Genomic DNA, 15,467 nt, shown 5'->3' with positions numbered 1-15,467 from the left:
CCGACGCGGGACCGTGCTCTTCGGTCGCGGGCCGCCCGGCACCCCGGAAACCCCGGGCCACGCGATTTCCCGCGCACCCCATTCGGAAGGAGCACGCGATGTCGGACGAGCACGCACCTGTCCTGCTGCCGGGCGGAGGCTGGCGGCTGTGGGAGCAGTTCGCGCTCCGCGGCCCCGGCTTCCCCGCCGACGGCGTGCTGCGCCTCGCCCCGCCCGGACTCGCCGAGGCCGCCGACAAGTTCGGCCCCGGCGACGAGTTGTCCGGACCGGAGTGGGGGGCCTTCACGGAGGATCTCGCGACGGCGGCCGTGGACACCGCGCGCTACCTCCAGGAGATCGCGGCCCAGCCCCGCTTCCAGGCCGCGCTCGCCTGGCAGAACCCCGCCGTCCTGCGCACCGGCATCGCGCCGTTCCTGCGCTGGACCCCGAGCGCGGACAGCCGCAGCAGCATGCCGCGGCAGCGCGAGGAGCTGGTCGCGCACTACTGGCAGCGGTTCTGCGTGAAGAACGACACCATCGGCTTCTTCGGACCCGTCGGCTGGGGCCACTGGGACCCGGCCGACGGCGGCGGCGTCACCATGTCCCCCGGCGACGGCTTCCTCGCCGCCCGCGAGGTGTACTTCTCCGGCTGGGCGATCGACGCCCTGGCGAAGGTCCTGGCCGCGGACAGCGCGCTGATGCGCTGGATACCGCCGCGCCGGGTCTCGTTCGTGCGCTGCGCCGACGGGACGGTCCAGGTGCCCGGCCGCCCCGCCCGGCAGATCGGCGACCGCGAACGCGCCGTACTGGAACTCTGCGACGGCACCCGGCACCTGCCCGCCGTCGCCGCCGAGCTGGGCCTGTCCGAGGACGAGGCCACCCAGGTCGTACGGGACCTGATGGCGCGCCGCTGGGTGCAGTGGAAGCTGGACGTGCCGGCCGCCACCCATCCCGACCGCGCCCTGCGCGAGATCCTGGAGCGGGTCCCCGAACAGGCGCCGCGCGAGGCCGCGTTGGAGCGCCTCGCCGTACTGGAACGCGGCCGGGACGCCGTACGCGCCGCGGGCACCGACGCCGCCGCCCTGACCGACGCGATCACCGCGCTGGAGGCCGACTTCGCCGCGCTGACCGACAGCGAGGCCCAGCGCGCCAAGGGCGAACGCACCGCACCCTGCCGGGGACTGGTGTACTCCGACGCCCGGCGCGCCGCCACCGCCACCACCGGCGCCGCACTCCTCGGCCACCTCGAACCGCTCCAGCTGTGCCTGACCGCCGCCCGCTGGATGACGAACCGCTTCGCCGAGGCCGTCCGCGCCCGGCTGCGCACCGTGTACGAGCGGCTGGGCGCCGGCGGCGCGCAGGTCGACCTGGGCACCCTGTGGCTGCACACCCTGCCCTCCCCGCACCCCGACGCGGGTGACCTCATCGACGCCATCCAGGACGAACTGCGCGCCAAGTGGGCCCGCGTCCTCGATCTGCCCGAGGGCGTGCGCCGGGTCCGGGTGACCACCGCCGAGCTGGCCGAGCGGGTCCGCCGCGAGTTCGACGAGCCCGGCGACGGCTGGTCGCTCGCCCGCTACATCAGCCCCGATGTGCTGGTGGTCGCCGCCGACGAGGCCGCCCTCGCCCGCGGCGACGTGGACCTCGTCCTCGGCGAGATGCACTGCGCGCTGAACACCATGGGCGCCTCGCTCTTCGTCCACCAGCACCCCGACCGGGACGAGCTGCTCGCCGAGACCACCCGCGACTTCCCCGGCCCGCGCCTGCTGCCCATGCTGCCCAAGGAGCTGCCCCTGAAGTGGTCCACCCGCAGTCGGCCCTCCCTGGACCGGCCCGAGGACCACTACGTCGCCCTGGTCGACCAGACCGGCGACCCGCACCGCCCGCGCACCGTGCTCAGCGCCGACGTCCGGGTCGAGGACCGGGGCGGCCGGCTCACCGCGGTGCTGCCCGACGGCACCGCCTACGACGTGCTCGACGCCTACGCCAACACCCTCACCCAGCGCGTCATGGACCGCTTCACCCTGCGGCCCGAGGGCGAGCACACCCCGCGCATCACCCTCGGCCGGATGACCGTGGCCCGCGAGACCTGGCAACTGCCGGTCTCCGAGGTGGACTTCGCCGACGAGAAGACGGAGGCCGCCCGCTTCGTGAAGGCCCGGCACTGGCAGCGCCGGCACGAGCTGCCCCGGTTCGTGTTCGTGGTCTCGCCGACCGAACCCCGGCCGTTCTACGTCGACTTCGACAGCCCCGTCTACCTCACCATCCTCGCCAAGGCGGCCCGCAGGCTCGCCCGCAAGGACCCCGGCGCCCGGCTCAAGGTCAGCGAGATGCTGCCCACCCCCGAGCAAGCCTGGCTCACCGACGACCAGGGCAGCCGCTACACCTCCGAACTCCGCTTCGTCGCGGTCGACATGACCGTCACCGACCCGGGGGAGCGGTGATGCGCACGGTCGCCGACGACATCGCCGCGCACGCCCTGCGCCACCCCGGGCGCACCGCCCTCAGCACCCCGGCCGGCGAGGTGTCGTACGCCCGGCTGGCGGCCCGGACCGAGGAGATCGCCCGCCTGCTGCGCGCCCGCGGCGCCCGGCCCGAGACCGTGTGCGCCGTGGCCGTCGAGCACGGCACCGACGCGGTCGCCTCGATCGCCGCCGTGCTGCGCTGCGGCGCCGCCTTCCTCACCCTGGACGTGAGCCAGCCCCGCGAGCGGCTGACCGCCTTCGTCCGCAGCGCCGGCGCCCGGCTGCTGCTCACCCACGCGGCCCTCGCCCGGCCCTCGAACTCGGCCTGCCCACCGTCCTGCTGGACCAGGAGGAACCCCCGGACGGCCCGCTTTCGGACGCGGGCGCCGACCCGCGGGCCCTCGCCTATGTCAGCCACACCTCCGGCAGCACCGGCGAACCCAGCGCCGTACTCGTCGAACACGCGAGTCTCGACGCCTATCTCCGCGACACCGCGCGGGCGTTCGGCCTCGGCCCGGACACCGTGGCCCTCCAGAGCGCACCGCTCGGCTACGACGCCTCCATCCGGGACACCTTCGTACCGCTGCTCGCGGGCGCCCGGCTGGTCATCGTGGACCGCGCCCGGCTGCTGCGTCCCGCGGAGTTCGCCGCCACCGTCCGCGAGCACGGGGTGACCGCGCTGCTCAGCGTCACCCCGTCCTTCCTCACCCACCTGGGCGGACAGACCGACCTCGCCGAACCCCTCGCGGGTGTCGAACTGGTCGCCTCCAGCGGCGAGTCCCTGCGGCCCTTCCTCGCCGCGGGCGGCCGAAGCCTCGTACCCGGCCGGCTCGTCAACCAGTACGGCCCCACCGAGTGCACCATGACCACCACCCGGCACAGCGTGCCCGCCGCCCCGGACCCCACCGCCGACCTCGTCGGCACGCCGCGCGAGGGCACCGTCGTCCGCGTCCTGGACGCGGCCCTCGCCCCGGTCCCCGACGGCGCGGTGGGCGAGGTCTACATCGGCGGGTGCGGTGTGACCCGCGGCTACGGCGGCCAACCCGCCCGTACCGCCGCCGCGTTCGTGCCCGACCCCCTCGGCCCGCCCGGCTCCCGCCTCTACCGCACCGGCGACCTCGGCCACTGGGGCCCCGGCGGACTGCACTACACCGGCCGCACCGACCGCCAGCTCAAGATCCGCGGCTACCGCGTCGACCCCGCCGAGATCGAGGGCGCCCTGCTCTCCCACCCGGGCGTCACCGGCGCGGTGGTCACCCCGCACACCGACGACCTGGGCCGCGTCCACCTGCTCGCCCATGTCACCGGCGCCCTGTCGGACACGACGGACGCCACCCTGCGCCGCCACCTCGCCCGCACCCTGCCCCCGCACCTGATGCCGCGCCGCTTCGTACGCCTGGAGACGCTGCCGACGACCCGCGCGGGCAAGGCCGACCGCCGGGTGCTGGCCGCCGGGAGACCGGCATGAGCACGACGGGGATCGAAGCCGGTACGAGCGTGACCGGGCTCGGAGCGGTCACGGCAGACCGGCGCGCCGGTGCGGGCACGGCCGTGCTCGGGGCCGGTACGAGTACGGCGGGACGCGGAGCCGGTGCGAGTACGGTCGGGCTCGGAGCCGGTGCGAATGGGGCCGTGCTCGGAGCCGGTGCGAGTACGGCCGGATGCGGCGCCGGGGCCGGCGGTGTGCGGCCGGTGGTCGCCGCCGGCCTGCCGGGCAGGGCCGATCTCCTGGCCGCCGCCGCCCGGATCGCGCCGTACGTCGTGCGCACCCCCCTGCTGCCCGGCCCGGTGACCGCGGCGCACGGGACGGGGCTGCTGCTGAAGGCCGAACACCTCCAGCTCGGCGGCTCGTTCAAGATGCGCGGGGCCGCCAACGCCGTCCTCGCTCTGGGCGCCGACCGGGTCGTCACCGGCTCCTCCGGCAACCACGGCATCGCCCTCGCCCGGATCGCCCGGACGCTCGGCATCCGGCTGACCGTCGTCCTCGCGGCGGGCGCCATGCCGTCGAAGGCCGCCGCCATCCGCGCGCTCGGCGCCGAGACCGTACAGGTCGGCGGGGGAGTGGCGGAACGGGAGGAACGGGCCCGCGCCCTCGCGGCCGAGCAGGACGCCGTGCTCGTACCGTCCTCCGACCACCCCCTCGTCGTCGCCGGACAGGGCACCGTCGGCCTCGAACTCCTGGCCGCCGCGCCCGACACGGAGACGGTGTACGTCCCCACCGGCGGCGGCGGACTCCTCGCGGGCCTGTGCCTCGCCGCGGCCGGCCACCCGGTCCGGGTGGTCGGCGTCGAACCCGCCCTCACCCCGCGCTACGCCCGCTCCCTGGCCGCCGGCCACCCGGTCCGCCTCCCGCCCTGCGCCACCGTCGCGGACGGACTGCGCGGACAGAGTCCCGGAGCCGTGCCCTACCCGATCATCCGGAACCGCGTCGACGAACTGATCGCCGTCGGCGACGCGGAGATCCTCGCCGCCACCGCCCTGCTGCACCGCCTCGGCGTCGACGCCGAACCCAGCGGAGCCGTCGCCCTGGCCGGCGCCCTGCGCGCCGGTCGCCGCGAACGCGCCGTGGCCATCGTCTCGGGCGGCAACACGCCGGCCCGGCTGCACACCCCGCAAGCCCACACCGGTACCAGCACCAGCACCGACGTCCACATCTGATCCGTAAAGAAACGAAGGAGCCCACGCCATGACCCCGAACGCCGCCACCGCCGCCCCCGTCGCCACCCCCGCCGTCACCGTCGACCTGCTGGTCGACATCTTCCGGGACGTGCTGCGCCTGCCCGACCTCACCGCCGAGACCGACTTCTACGAGGCCGGCGGCGACTCGCTCACCGCGTTCCAGATCACCGGCCGCCTCCAGGAGATCCTCGGCGCCGACGTCCCGGTCTCCCTGGTCTTCGCCTACCCGACGCCGCTGGAGCTGGCCGAGGTCGTCGAGGCCGACTACGGCACCGTCTGACCCGCCCCGCTCCCGTCGAGGCGTCCCGTCCTTCGCCGTCGCTCCCGTCCCCGTCCATCCGCGCTCGCCAAGGAGAGCCGTGCCATGACCGAAGATCTCGTGCCGTCCCTCGGCCGCTGGCGGCTGTGGGAGCAGTTCGCCCTGCGCGGGGCGGGCTTCCCCGCCGACGGCGTGCTGCGCCTCGCCCCGCCCGGACTGGCCGAGGCGGCCGACAAGTTCGGCGCAGGCGAGCCGCTCGACGGACCCGAGTGGGCCGGTTTCGCCCGCCTCTTCACGGAGGCGGCCGTGGAGACCGCGCACACCTTGCAGGACATCGCCCGCTCACCGGCCTTCCGGGAGGCGGTGGCCTGGCAGAACCGGCCGGTGCTCACCTCCGGGATCGCGCCGTTCCTGCGCTGGACCCCGAGCGCGGACAGCCGCAGCAGCATGCCGCGGCAGCGCGAGGAGCTGGTCGCGCACTACTGGCAGCGGTTCTGCGTGAAGAACGACACCATCGGCTTCTTCGGCCCCGTCGGCTGGGGCCGCTGGGACTCCGGCACCCGGACGGCCGAGGTGGACCCCGGGACCGGTCTGATCGCGAAGTCCTCCGTGTACTGGGCGAGTTGGGGGATCGACGCGGTCGCGAAGATGCTGGACGCCGACCCCGCCCTGCGCGAGTGGATCGCCCCGCGCCGCGTCCCGTTCCTCGTGCTGGACGGCGACCGGGTCCGCGTCCCGGGCCGGCGCCCGATGACCGTGCCCGCCGAGACGGCGGCCGTGCTCGCCCGCTGCGACGGCGTCCGCCCGGCCCGGTCGATCGCCGCCGAACTCCCGGACACGGACGTCCCCGCCGTGCTGGCCGACCTGGTCGCCCGCCGCTGGGTGGTCTGGCGCCTGGAGATCCCCGCCGACACCCATCCCGACCGCGCCCTGCGCGCCTGGCTGGAGACCGTCGGCGCGCCGCAGCCCCGCCGGCGCGGCCTGGCGGCGCTGGACCGGCTGGAACGCGGCCGCGCCGGGGTGGCGGCGGCCACCGACGTGGACTCCCTCGTCCAGGCCCTGACCGCCCTCGAACAGGACTTCACCGAGCTCACCGACACGGCCGCCGTACGGGAGAAGTCCGCGTCGACCGCGCCGTGCCGCTCGCTGGTCTACTCCGACACCCGCCGCTCGGCCACCGCCCGCCTCGGCCCCGGAATGCTCGAAGCGCTGCACCCGCTGAAGCTGTTGATGGACAGCGCGGCCTGGCTCACCGCCGAACTCGCCGCCGCCGTCCGGCAGGAGATCCGCCTCGTCCACGACCGCCTGGCCGCCGAGGGTCCGGTCGACCTCGCCTCCTTCTGGTTCGCGTGCCTCCCGGTCCTGCACGGCGCCGCCCGCGCCAAGTCGGCCGAGCTGCAACGGGAGTTCGCGGCCTGCTGGGGGCAGATCCTGGCGGTACCGGAGGGCGCCCGCCGGGTGACGGTGCCGACGGCCGGCATCGAGACGGCGGTACGGGAGCGGTTCGCGTTCGGCGGCGACGGCTGGACGGCGGCCCGCTATCTGAGCCCGGACGTCCTGATCGCGGCCGAGGGCACGGAGGCGATCGAGCGCGGTGACTTCACCCTGGTCCTGGGCGAACTCCACATGGCCTCCAACACCTTGGGCGCCTCCCTGTTCACCTGCCAGCACCCGGACATCGCCGAACTCTTCGCGCTGACCGACCGCGACCATCCCACCCCCCGCCTGATGCCCCTGATCCCCAAGGAGCACCGCGCCCGCCTGTCGGCCCGCGTCCGCCACACCCTCGTACGGCCCCAGGACCACCAGGTGGCCCTCGCCGACTTCACCGCGGACCCCGCGCGGACGGTCCGCAGCGCCGACGCGACCGTGGAGAACCGGGACGGTGACCTCGTCGTCCGCCTCCCGGACGGCTCCGTCCTGCCCGCACTGGACGTCTTCTCGCACGTCCTGACCACCCTGTCGATGGACCTCTTCCAGCTCCTGCCCGAGGCCGACCACACCCCCGCGTCACCCTGGACCGGATGGTGGTGGCTCGCGAGACCTGGCGCGTGCCGGCCGCGCACGCGACGTTCGCCGACGAGAAGGACGAGGCCCGCCGCTTCGTGGCCGCGCGTCGCTGGCGCGCCCAACTCGGTCTGCCGCGCTACGTCTTCGTCGTCTCCCCGACCGAAACCCGCCCGTTCTACGTCGACTTCGACAGCCCCGTCTACCTCACCATCCTCGCCAAGGCGCTGCGCCGCCTCGCCCGCAAGGACCCCTCCGCCACCGTCACCCTCACCGAGATGCTCCCCACCCCCGAACAGAGCTGGCTCACCGACGACCAGGACCGGCGCTACACCTCCGAACTCCGCTTCGTGGCCTTCGACACCGCGGCACCGCGCTAGGGTCTTTCGTTCGGATCAGGCCGGATCAGGGCGCGGTGCCAGGGCCCGCGAGCCCGGCAAGATCCAAACGAGAGGCCCTAGGTTCTGTCGTCAAATGTCACGCCCACATCAGGAGTGATGCGAGGGTGACGGCCGCTTGATAGGACTGGGCGGTCTTGTCGTAGCGGGTGGCGATGCCTCGCCACTGCTTGAGGCGGTTGAAGCACCGCTCCACGACGTTGCGGTGCTTGTAGACCTCGCGGTCGAAGGCCGGCGGGCGGCCTCCGCGGCTGCCGCGCCGGGCCCGGTTGCCGACCTGGTCGGCCCGCTCGGGGATCGTGTGCGGGATGCCGTGGCGGCGGAGCCAGCTGCGGATGGCTCTTGAGCTGTAGCCCTTGTCGCCCAGGACATGATCAGGCCGGACGCGGGGTCGCCCCGGTCCCGGGCGGGGCACCCGGATCGCTTCCATCACGGTGATGAACCGGGTGCAGTCGTTGGTGTTGCCGCCCGTGAGGACGAAGGCGAGCGGGCGGCCTCTGCCGTCGCAGGCCAGGTGGATCTTGCTGGTCAGGCCGCCTCTGGACCGGCCGAGGGCTGGGTCGCGGAGCCCCCTTTTCGGGCTCCGGCCGCATGCTGGTGAGCGCGGACGATGGTGGAATCGACCGACACCAGCCACTCGATGTCTCCCGCCGCGTCCGCCTTCGCCTGTGCGGCCTGCAGCATCCGGTCGAACGTCCCGTCCGCCGCCCACCTGCGAAACCGTGTGTGCAGCGTGGCCCACGGACCATAGCGCTCGGGCACATCCCGCCAGGCCGTTCCGGTCCGGAACTTCCACACGATCCCGTTCAGGACCCTGCGGTCGTCCAGCCGCTTCCGCCCCCGCAACGACTCGGGCAACAACGGCCGGACGAACTCCCACTCGGCATCAGACAGTTCATGACGACGTATCACCACACCATGATCCCTCAGCAGTGATCATTTGAAGACACTGCCTAGCCCGCTCCGGACGTGGCCGCCGGCCCGGCGAGCACCCGGGAAACCGGGTCGACGGCGAGCGCGGCCCTGAACGATCATGCGGTCATGCCGTTGGAAGACACCCTTGCCCGAGTCGACGCAGACCTGGCCGCCGGCCGCGTCCCCGCCGCGCGCCGGCGTCTGCGCGGCCTGGTGTCGTCCTTTCCGGACGACCTGACGCTGCGCCGGCGCCTGGCCGAGGTGTACCGCCGGTACGAGGAACCCGCCGAAGCGGGCCGCTGGATGTACCTCGAAGAGGACCGCGACGCGGCGGAGACGGCGGCCTTCGAGGCGCGATACGCCACATCGGCGGCGCGGATGAGGGCCCTTGGCTGGAAAGGGTCCGAGGCGCTGGCCCGAACACCCTTCGCCAGAGGGCAATTGGCGGCCGTACGCACGGCCTGCTCCCAGGACGCGGGGCGCCCCGTCGACTGGGACGCGGTGCCGTCCGCCGGGGACGAAGCCGGCCGCCGGAGATCCCTCACCAGCTGTCTCGCGGGCGCCGGATGCCTCGCCGTGGCACTCGCGTTCCTCGCGATCTGGGTGAACGGTCTCATCGCCCTCTTCGACTGAGCCGGGTGGCCGACCGGAGCAACTGCCGCGTTCCGCACGGCTCTCGCCGCGATGAAGCGCGCCCCCCGCGTGCGCCCCCGTGGTGAAGTCCGTGAACGCCTCACCTCCGACACTCCGTCACGGTTGGTGATCAAGAAACTCCGACCTGTGATCAACTGTGCCCTGGTCGTCGGGCAACGGGCCCGAGATGTCCGAGGAGAGTTCATGCATCGAGTTGCTATGGGCCGGCGTATCGCCGCCGCCGTCGCCACCGCGTCCCTCACCGGCGCGCTCGGCGTCGCCGGTGCGGCACCGGCCCTGGCGGCGGCGCCCGCGCCGCTGAGCTTCACCATCGACTACACGAGGAACACCTCCATCCCGCAGTCGCCGACCCTGGGTGCCGGCTTCGCGGGCAACGGCCCGGTGCTCGACGCCTACGGCCGGGTGATCGGCAGGACCTTCGACACGTGCGCCATCGACGGCGTCGAGGGCCCGACGAAGATGGACGCCGACTGCGGCGCGTACATCATCTTCAACGACGGTGACGAGCTCAACCTGAGCACCCAGGCCGTGATCGACGGCAACCCGATGGACTACCCGTACCGGTTCAAGGCCGTGGTCGAGGGTGGCACCGGGGAGTACAACGGCGCCCAGGGCGAGGCCACCGTCACCGCCGAGCGCCCCGGTGTCTACAAGGTCGACGTCAAGTTCTCCTGACGCCGCGAACCGCTGTGTGAGGAGTCGCCGGCCGGTCCTGCGGCTCCTCCGCCACCCGCCAACTACCCGCCAAGTGCCGTCAGGAGCTCCGGTGCAGCCCTCTGCCCCCACGTCGGCCGTCGCGGTCGCCGAGCCCGGTGGGGGACCCGCCCCCGCGGACCCGCCGCCCGGCATCGCGTGCCACCCCGTCCGGCGCCCGCGCCCCCGGCTGGCCGCCCATCTCCGGCTGGCCAAGCTCGGGATGGTCGACTACTACCTGAGCCTGCTCGTCGTCGTGTCACTGCTGCCCCTGACCGGCGGCCGGACCCTCGACGCCCCGTCATGGACGACCCTCGCCGCCTTCCTGCTCGGCGAGTTGTGCCTGGTGGCCGCGGCCGTCGCGTACGACGACATCACCGGGTACCGGGACGGCAGCGACGCCGCGAACTACGGCACGGACGCGGCCGTACGGCGGCTCGCCCGCAAACCCCTCCTCGCCGGCACCCTGACCGAGGCGGACGCCCTCCGCTTCGCCCGCGCCGCGCTCGCCGCCGGTGTCCTGTGCTGGACGACGGCGCTGGCGCTCGCGCCCCACCGGCCGTTGTGGGCCGTGCTCGGCGTCGCGGCCGCCGGCCTCCTCGTCCCCCAGTACTCCTGGGGCCTGCGGCTCGGCTACCACGGGCTCCAGGAAGTGTTCCTCGCCGCCGTCGGCTGGGCCTTCGTGCTGCCGCTGTACGGCCTGCTCACCGGGCGGGCCACCGCCCTCGCCGCCGTGGAAGCCTTCCTGTTCGGCCTCGGGCCCCTCCTCTTCGGCGTGTACTCGAACACGAACGACATCGCCGGGGACCGCGCCGTGGGGCGGCCCACCGCCGCCTGCCTCCTCTCCCGCCGCGGCAACACCGTCTTCATCGGCGCCCTTTCCGCCCTGGAGAGCGCGGTGATCGTCACGACCGCCGTCCTCGGCCTCGCGCCCTGGTGGTTCCCGCTGGCCCTCCTTCCCGTGACGGGCGCCCGCGTCGCGCAGTTCACGGTCGGCATGGTGCGCGACGACGTCCTGCGCGGCCGGCTGATCGGCATCCGGGCGCACCGGATTTTGGTGGTCGCCCTGGTCGCGGTCAACGTGCTGCGCGCGGCGACCACTTGACCCGCCCGGCCCCCGCGCGGCGAGCCCGCCCCGCTGCCGCTCGACCCGCTCCCGCTCACCGCGACGGGAAAGGCGCGGCGCCAGAAACCGCGGGGCCGGCCGCTCGACGGGGCGGCGGTCCCCGGCACCGGACGCCGGACCTGACCCGCGTCACCGCGCCGCCGTACCCCCACGCGAGGAAGAACCGCTGATGGCCGACACAGACGTCGATGTCGCCGTGGTCGGAGCCGGGATCTCGGGCCTGGCCACCGCCTTCCACCTGGCGCGCACCGGCAGATCGGTGCGTGTGTTCGAGGCGGGCCCCCGGGTGGGCGGGCGGATGGCCGCGCGCCGCCACGAGGGCTACGTCCTGGACGAGGGCGCCGAGCAGATCGCCACCCGCGGCTACGACGCCACCTGGGAGCTGATCCGCGCGGCCGGCCTGCCCGCCGACGCCCTCGTGCCGGTGGGCGGCCGGATGGCGGTCTGGCGCGACGGCCGCGCCCGCCCCGACTTCGGCCATCCGGCGGGGCTGCTGACCGGCGCGGGCATGACCTGGCGCGGCCGGCTGTCCTGGCTGCGCTTCACCGCGACCCTCCTGCGCCACCGCGCCCGCTTCGACCCCGAGCACCCGGAGTCGACACCGTTCGGCGAGCTGACCGTCGAGGAGTACGCCCGCCGCCACCATCGCGACCTGTACGAGCGGCTGTTGCAGCCGATGTCCGGCACCTTCTTCGGCTGGCGGCCGGAGCGTTCGGCGATCGGCCCGATGGCCGCGCTGCTGCTCGCCGTAGGCGGTGCCGGAGAGCGCTGGGTGGCGTACCGGGACGGCATGGACACCCTGGCCAGGGCGCTCGCGGACCGGCTGGACGTCGTCACCGGCACCCCCGCCGTCGCCGTCGAACCGGGCCTGCGCACGGCACGCCTCGGCCTCGCCGACGGCACGACGGTGACCGCCGGACACGTCGTCCTCGCCGTACCCGCGCCCCGCGCGCTCGCGCTGCACGCCGATGTCCCGGACGACGAGCGCCCCTACCTGGAGGCGAGCACCTACCGCCCGATGCTCAAGGTGTCCTGCCTCCTCGACCGCCCCCTGTCGAGCCCCACCCGCCGGCCCTCCTACGGACTCCAGGTGCCCGCCGTGGAGGACCGGGTGTTCGCCGGGGCCATCCTCGACCACGTCAAGGCTCCCGGCCGGGTACCGCCCGGACGCGGTCTGGTCAGCCTGTTCGCCTCCCCGTACGCGTCGACGCGACTGCTGGAGCGCACCGACGACGAGATCGTGTCCGAACTCGGCGCGCACGCCGAGCGGTATCTGCCGGGCCTGACCGAGGCGACGCGTACGACGTTCGTGGCACGCTGGCCGCACGGCCTGCCGGAAGCGCCACCCGCCGCACTGCGCCTGCGCCGGGCCTTCCTCCAACGCCCCCCGCGCCGCGTCGAGTTCGCCGGAGACTGGGTGGCCCTGCGACCCCACAGCGAGGCCGCCGCCCACTCGGCCACACTCGCCGTACGCCGGGTCCTCGCCACGGCAAGCGACTGACGCGACCGGGGGCACGGATCGGCGGCGGCAACTGGCTCACTCGGTAAGGAACGTGAGGACGCGCCGTCCCGGGCGGCGGCGAGACCCTGGAGAGCCCGCGCGTCGAACCGGCCACCCGGCTGCTGGTGCGGAGCAGTACGGGGGCGGTACGGGGGTGAACCCGGGGCCCGGCCGCCCGCCCCTCTCCCGCCCGCCCGCCGCCGGGTCAGGGGGTGAACAGCACCGTCTCGGTGCGGCCGGTCGCCTGTTGCCAGTGGTCCAGCAGGGTGCGGACCTGGCTCTGGAACTCCGCCTTCGGCAGACCCGACTTGGCCTCGACCAGACCGGGCAGCGGCATCGGGCGCCCGTCCGCCAGATGGATCCGGGCGATCATCCAGGCCGGCCCGAACATGCCCGACCGACGGCAGACCTCGACGCGCGTGATCCGCTCCCACGGGACGGTCCGCCGGCCGAAGCGGGTGGCCAGCACCACGCCCGCTGGGGTCAGCAGCGTCGCGCCGGAGCCGTACCTCAGCAGGGTCAGCACGATGATGACGAAGGCGACCACCAGAAGGACCAGCGCGGGCCGGTCGATTCCGTCCGGCCTGGACATCAGGAACAGCGCCGCCGCCACGATCAGCCCCGCGAGACCGATCGCGCGCAGCCGTACGTCCCGCCGCTCGCGCGGGCCGAATCCGAGTCGTATCTCTTCCACCCGAGGATGGTAGGGCCGGCGGCCGGCGCCAAGGACCTCCCGTTTGGGAATGGGCGACCCGCCCGAGGCCGTAGCCTCGGGGGGTTGCCCGGAATGGCGCGCCGCCGTGACGTACGACACAGGAACTCTCCGCGTCGTGCGGAGAGAAGTGAGTGTGAACAAGTCAGAGAACGACATCCGCCGCCGCGTACGCGAGGGGGATCGCGAGGCGTTCGCCCAGCTCTACGAGAAGTTCGCCCGGCCCGTCTACCACCACGGGCTGCGGCTGACCGGCGACTGGTCGACGGCCGAAGAGGTCATGTCAGAGACGTTTCTGACCGCGTGGCACTCGCGTGCGCGGGTCCAGGAGGACGGCGGCTCGCTGCTGCCCTGGCTGCTGGGCATCGCCACCCACAAGGCGGACAACGCGCGCCGGAGCACCTGGCGGCGGCAGCTGTTCCTGTCCCGCCAGCCGCCACCGCCGGACGTCGAGGACTTCGCCGCCCGTTCGGCCGGGCGCATCGACGACGCGCGCCGGCTCCGGGCCGTGCACGCGGCGCTGGGCCGGCTGCGGCGTCAGGAGCGCGAGGTCCTCGCCCTGTGCGTCTGGTCCGGACTGGACTACCAGCAGACGGCCGAGGCGCTCGGGATCGCGGTCGGCACCGTACGCTCCCGGCTCTCCCGTGCCCGCAAGAAGCTCGCCCGCCTCGTGGACGAGAGCGCCGAACGGAACCTGGAACCGCAGGTCCGCCGCGGAGAGGTAACCAGTGTGGCCGCGATCGCGGCCCTGCCCGTGCGGGAGGAACTCACATGAACGACCGTCACGCTTCCCCGGGGCGGCACGACGACCGCGACGAGATCGCCCGTCTGCTGCCGGTCCCGGCCGAGTGGGACCTCCCGCGCGAGCAGCACCTTCGTCACAAGGATCTGCTCATGCGCCACATCGACCGCGACCAGGCCGCATCCGCCACCCCCGCATCCGCCACCCCCACATCCGCCACCCCCGCATCCACCGCCCGGCCCGTCCGGCGCGCCCGGCCCCTGCTGCGGCCCGCGCTCGTCGCGTCGGCGGCCGCGCTGGCCCTGGCCGTGGCGGGGACCACCGGTGCCGTCCTGAGCGGCAGCGGCGGCCGGCACGACGACGCGGCACGGCACGCCGCCGCGGACACGCGGCCCGCCGCCGCACTGCTGCACCGCATCTCGAACGCCGCGGCGAACCACGGCACGCTCACCGTGCGCGACGACCAGTTCCTCTACACCCGGGAGAAGGTCCGCGAGGCCGACATCACCAGCGGCAAGGCCGTCGTCAGCCCGCTCAAGGACTACGAGTCCTGGATGTCCCAGAAGCCCGGACCGCTGCACCGGCTCGGCGTGTTCCGCGCCGACGGCGAGACCCTGCCCATCAACGCCGAGCTGGGGGACACCGAGGGCACCCCGGCGGGGCTCAGCCGGCCCACGTACACCTGGCTCGCCTCCCTGCCCACCGACCCGGACAAACTGCTCGCCTACCTGTACGCCAAGACGCCCGCGGCCCACGGACGGGAGCGCGACCAGGCGGTATTCGAGCAGATCGGCACCCTGCTCGGCGGACTGATGCCGCCCCGCACGGCCGCCGCCCTCTACCAGGCCGCCGCGAAGATCCCCGGCGTCGACCGGTCGGCGCGGGTGCGGGACGCGATCGGCCGGCCGGGTCTCGGCATCGTCCGCGACGACACGCGCTACGGCGTGCGCACCGAGTGGGTCTTCGACCCGAAGGACTACGCCTACCTCGGCTCCCGCAGCTACCTGACGAAGGACACGTCGTACGGCAAGGCCGGCACCCTGCTGTCCAGCACGGCCGAACTCGCCCACGCCGTGGTCGACAAGGCGGGCGTGCGGCCCGCGGCCGAGGACCACACCGGAACCGCCTGATGATCCCGGCCGAGGACCGTACCGGAAACGCCTGACGGTCCCGGCCGTGCCCCGAGGGGGAAACACCCCGCGGGGCACGGCCGCCGGGCGCGGGGGACGCGGCACAACCGCCGGACGGCTGATTGACACGACCGGCGGGCGCTCCCATCATGGGAGCGCTCCCAAGGTTCATGTCCCAAGCCCCGCAAGCCCGTTGGCGCGCCACCG

General features: G+C 74.2%; 12 protein-coding genes and 2 pseudogenes. 12 read left to right on the top strand and 2 right to left on the bottom strand.

Annotation, left to right across the window (positions count from 1 at the left end; translation table 11 throughout):
- Positions 1-98: 98 nt before the first annotated feature.
- The 6 genes and pseudogenes from GHR20_RS02735 to GHR20_RS02715 all read left to right on the top strand — a co-directional run bounded on the left by GHR20_RS02735 (position 99) and on the right by GHR20_RS02715 (position 7,887).
- Entirely contained in the window at positions 99-2,423 is a 2,325-nt protein-coding gene (locus tag GHR20_RS02735; RefSeq protein ID WP_153812063.1) for a lantibiotic dehydratase, read from the top strand.
- A pseudogene (locus tag GHR20_RS38080) lies at positions 2,423-2,686 on the top strand (AMP-binding protein); the annotation flags it as partial. The gene GHR20_RS02735 and the pseudogene GHR20_RS38080, both read left to right, overlap by 1 nt.
- Positions 2,584-3,912: an amino acid adenylation domain-containing protein gene (locus tag GHR20_RS02730; protein WP_275549589.1), complete on the top strand. Its 1,329-nt coding sequence runs from the start codon at positions 2,584-2,586 to the stop codon at positions 3,910-3,912. The pseudogene GHR20_RS38080 and the gene GHR20_RS02730, both read left to right, overlap by 103 nt.
- The gene (locus GHR20_RS02725; protein ID WP_275549587.1) at positions 3,909-5,102 is read left to right on the top strand and encodes a pyridoxal-phosphate dependent enzyme; all 1,194 of its coding nucleotides are present in this window, start codon (positions 3,909-3,911) and stop codon (positions 5,100-5,102) included. The genes GHR20_RS02730 and GHR20_RS02725 overlap by 4 nt, the downstream gene beginning before the upstream one ends.
- A gap of 28 nt (positions 5,103-5,130) precedes the next feature.
- Positions 5,131-5,403, top strand: a complete 273-nt coding sequence (locus GHR20_RS02720) for an acyl carrier protein (RefSeq protein ID WP_085567961.1) — start codon at positions 5,131-5,133, stop codon at positions 5,401-5,403.
- A gap of 84 nt (positions 5,404-5,487) precedes the next feature.
- Positions 5,488-7,887 carry a lantibiotic dehydratase gene (locus tag GHR20_RS02715; protein ID WP_343335985.1) on the top strand — a complete coding sequence of 800 codons (2,400 nt, stop codon included), beginning with the start codon at positions 5,488-5,490 and terminating at the stop codon, positions 7,885-7,887.
- Here GHR20_RS02715 and GHR20_RS02710 read toward each other — a convergent pair.
- Positions 7,867-8,699 (bottom strand): annotated as a pseudogene (locus tag GHR20_RS02710) (IS5 family transposase). The gene GHR20_RS02715 and the pseudogene GHR20_RS02710 sit on opposite strands and share 21 nt — an antisense overlap.
- Before the next feature lie 129 nt (positions 8,700-8,828).
- Here GHR20_RS02710 and GHR20_RS02705 point away from each other — a divergent pair.
- The 4 genes from GHR20_RS02705 (at position 8,829) to GHR20_RS02690 (ending at position 12,676) form a co-directional block, all read left to right on the top strand.
- The gene (locus GHR20_RS02705) at positions 8,829-9,335 is read left to right on the top strand and encodes a DUF6584 family protein (protein ID WP_153812062.1); all 507 of its coding nucleotides are present in this window, start codon (positions 8,829-8,831) and stop codon (positions 9,333-9,335) included.
- Between the two features lie 204 nt (positions 9,336-9,539).
- Positions 9,540-10,031: a hypothetical protein gene (locus GHR20_RS02700; protein ID WP_153812061.1), complete on the top strand. Its 492-nt coding sequence runs from the start codon at positions 9,540-9,542 to the stop codon at positions 10,029-10,031.
- Positions 10,032-10,122: 91 nt separating this feature from the next.
- Positions 10,123-11,154, top strand: coding sequence for a UbiA family prenyltransferase (locus GHR20_RS02695; protein WP_243877874.1), 1,032 nt, complete (start codon positions 10,123-10,125; stop codon positions 11,152-11,154).
- Between the two features lie 190 nt (positions 11,155-11,344).
- A complete protein-coding gene (locus GHR20_RS02690) occupies positions 11,345-12,676 on the top strand; it encodes an NAD(P)/FAD-dependent oxidoreductase (RefSeq protein WP_153812060.1) in 1,332 nt (443 codons plus the stop codon).
- Between the two features lie 205 nt (positions 12,677-12,881).
- Here GHR20_RS02690 and GHR20_RS02685 read toward each other — a convergent pair whose 3' ends face one another.
- A complete protein-coding gene (locus GHR20_RS02685; RefSeq protein ID WP_148024822.1) occupies positions 12,882-13,370 on the bottom strand; it encodes a PH domain-containing protein in 489 nt (162 codons plus the stop codon).
- A 175-nt stretch (positions 13,371-13,545) separates the two neighbouring features.
- On the opposite strand from GHR20_RS02685, the gene GHR20_RS02680 reads away from it, so the two are divergent.
- Both GHR20_RS02680 and GHR20_RS02675 read left to right on the top strand, forming a co-directional pair.
- Positions 13,546-14,163: an RNA polymerase sigma factor gene (locus GHR20_RS02680; RefSeq protein ID WP_153815797.1), complete on the top strand. Its 618-nt coding sequence runs from the start codon at positions 13,546-13,548 to the stop codon at positions 14,161-14,163.
- On the top strand, positions 14,160-15,260 hold the full coding sequence (locus GHR20_RS02675; protein ID WP_153812058.1) for a CU044_5270 family protein: 1,101 nt from the start codon (positions 14,160-14,162) through the stop codon (positions 15,258-15,260). The genes GHR20_RS02680 and GHR20_RS02675 overlap by 4 nt, the downstream gene beginning before the upstream one ends.
- The last annotated feature ends 207 nt before the right edge of the window (positions 15,261-15,467 follow it).

It is taken from the genome of Streptomyces sp. SUK 48, assembly GCF_009650765.1.
Classification (GTDB): domain Bacteria; phylum Actinomycetota; class Actinomycetes; order Streptomycetales; family Streptomycetaceae; genus Streptomyces.
Note: the sequence above shows the minus strand (reverse complement) of the source record. Positions and strands in the feature narration are given on the sequence as shown.

What these genes read in the sequence shown, in the direction of transcription:
- GHR20_RS02725 (WP_275549587.1), top strand. Translation starts at nt 3,909, where the DNA reads ATGAGCACGACGGGGATCGAAGCCGGTACGAGCGTGACCGGGCTCGGA.
- GHR20_RS02700 (WP_153812061.1), top strand. Translation starts at nt 9,540, where the DNA reads ATGCATCGAGTTGCTATGGGCCGGCGTATCGCCGCCGCCGTCGCCACC.
- GHR20_RS02715 (WP_343335985.1), top strand. Translation starts at nt 5,488, where the DNA reads ATGACCGAAGATCTCGTGCCGTCCCTCGGCCGCTGGCGGCTGTGGGAG.
- GHR20_RS02675 (WP_153812058.1), top strand. Translation starts at nt 14,160, where the DNA reads ATGAACGACCGTCACGCTTCCCCGGGGCGGCACGACGACCGCGACGAG.
- GHR20_RS02705 (WP_153812062.1), top strand. Translation starts at nt 8,829, where the DNA reads ATGCCGTTGGAAGACACCCTTGCCCGAGTCGACGCAGACCTGGCCGCC.
- GHR20_RS02720 (WP_085567961.1), top strand. Translation starts at nt 5,131, where the DNA reads ATGACCCCGAACGCCGCCACCGCCGCCCCCGTCGCCACCCCCGCCGTC.
- GHR20_RS02735 (WP_153812063.1), top strand. Translation starts at nt 99, where the DNA reads ATGTCGGACGAGCACGCACCTGTCCTGCTGCCGGGCGGAGGCTGGCGG.
- GHR20_RS02690 (WP_153812060.1), top strand. Translation starts at nt 11,345, where the DNA reads ATGGCCGACACAGACGTCGATGTCGCCGTGGTCGGAGCCGGGATCTCG.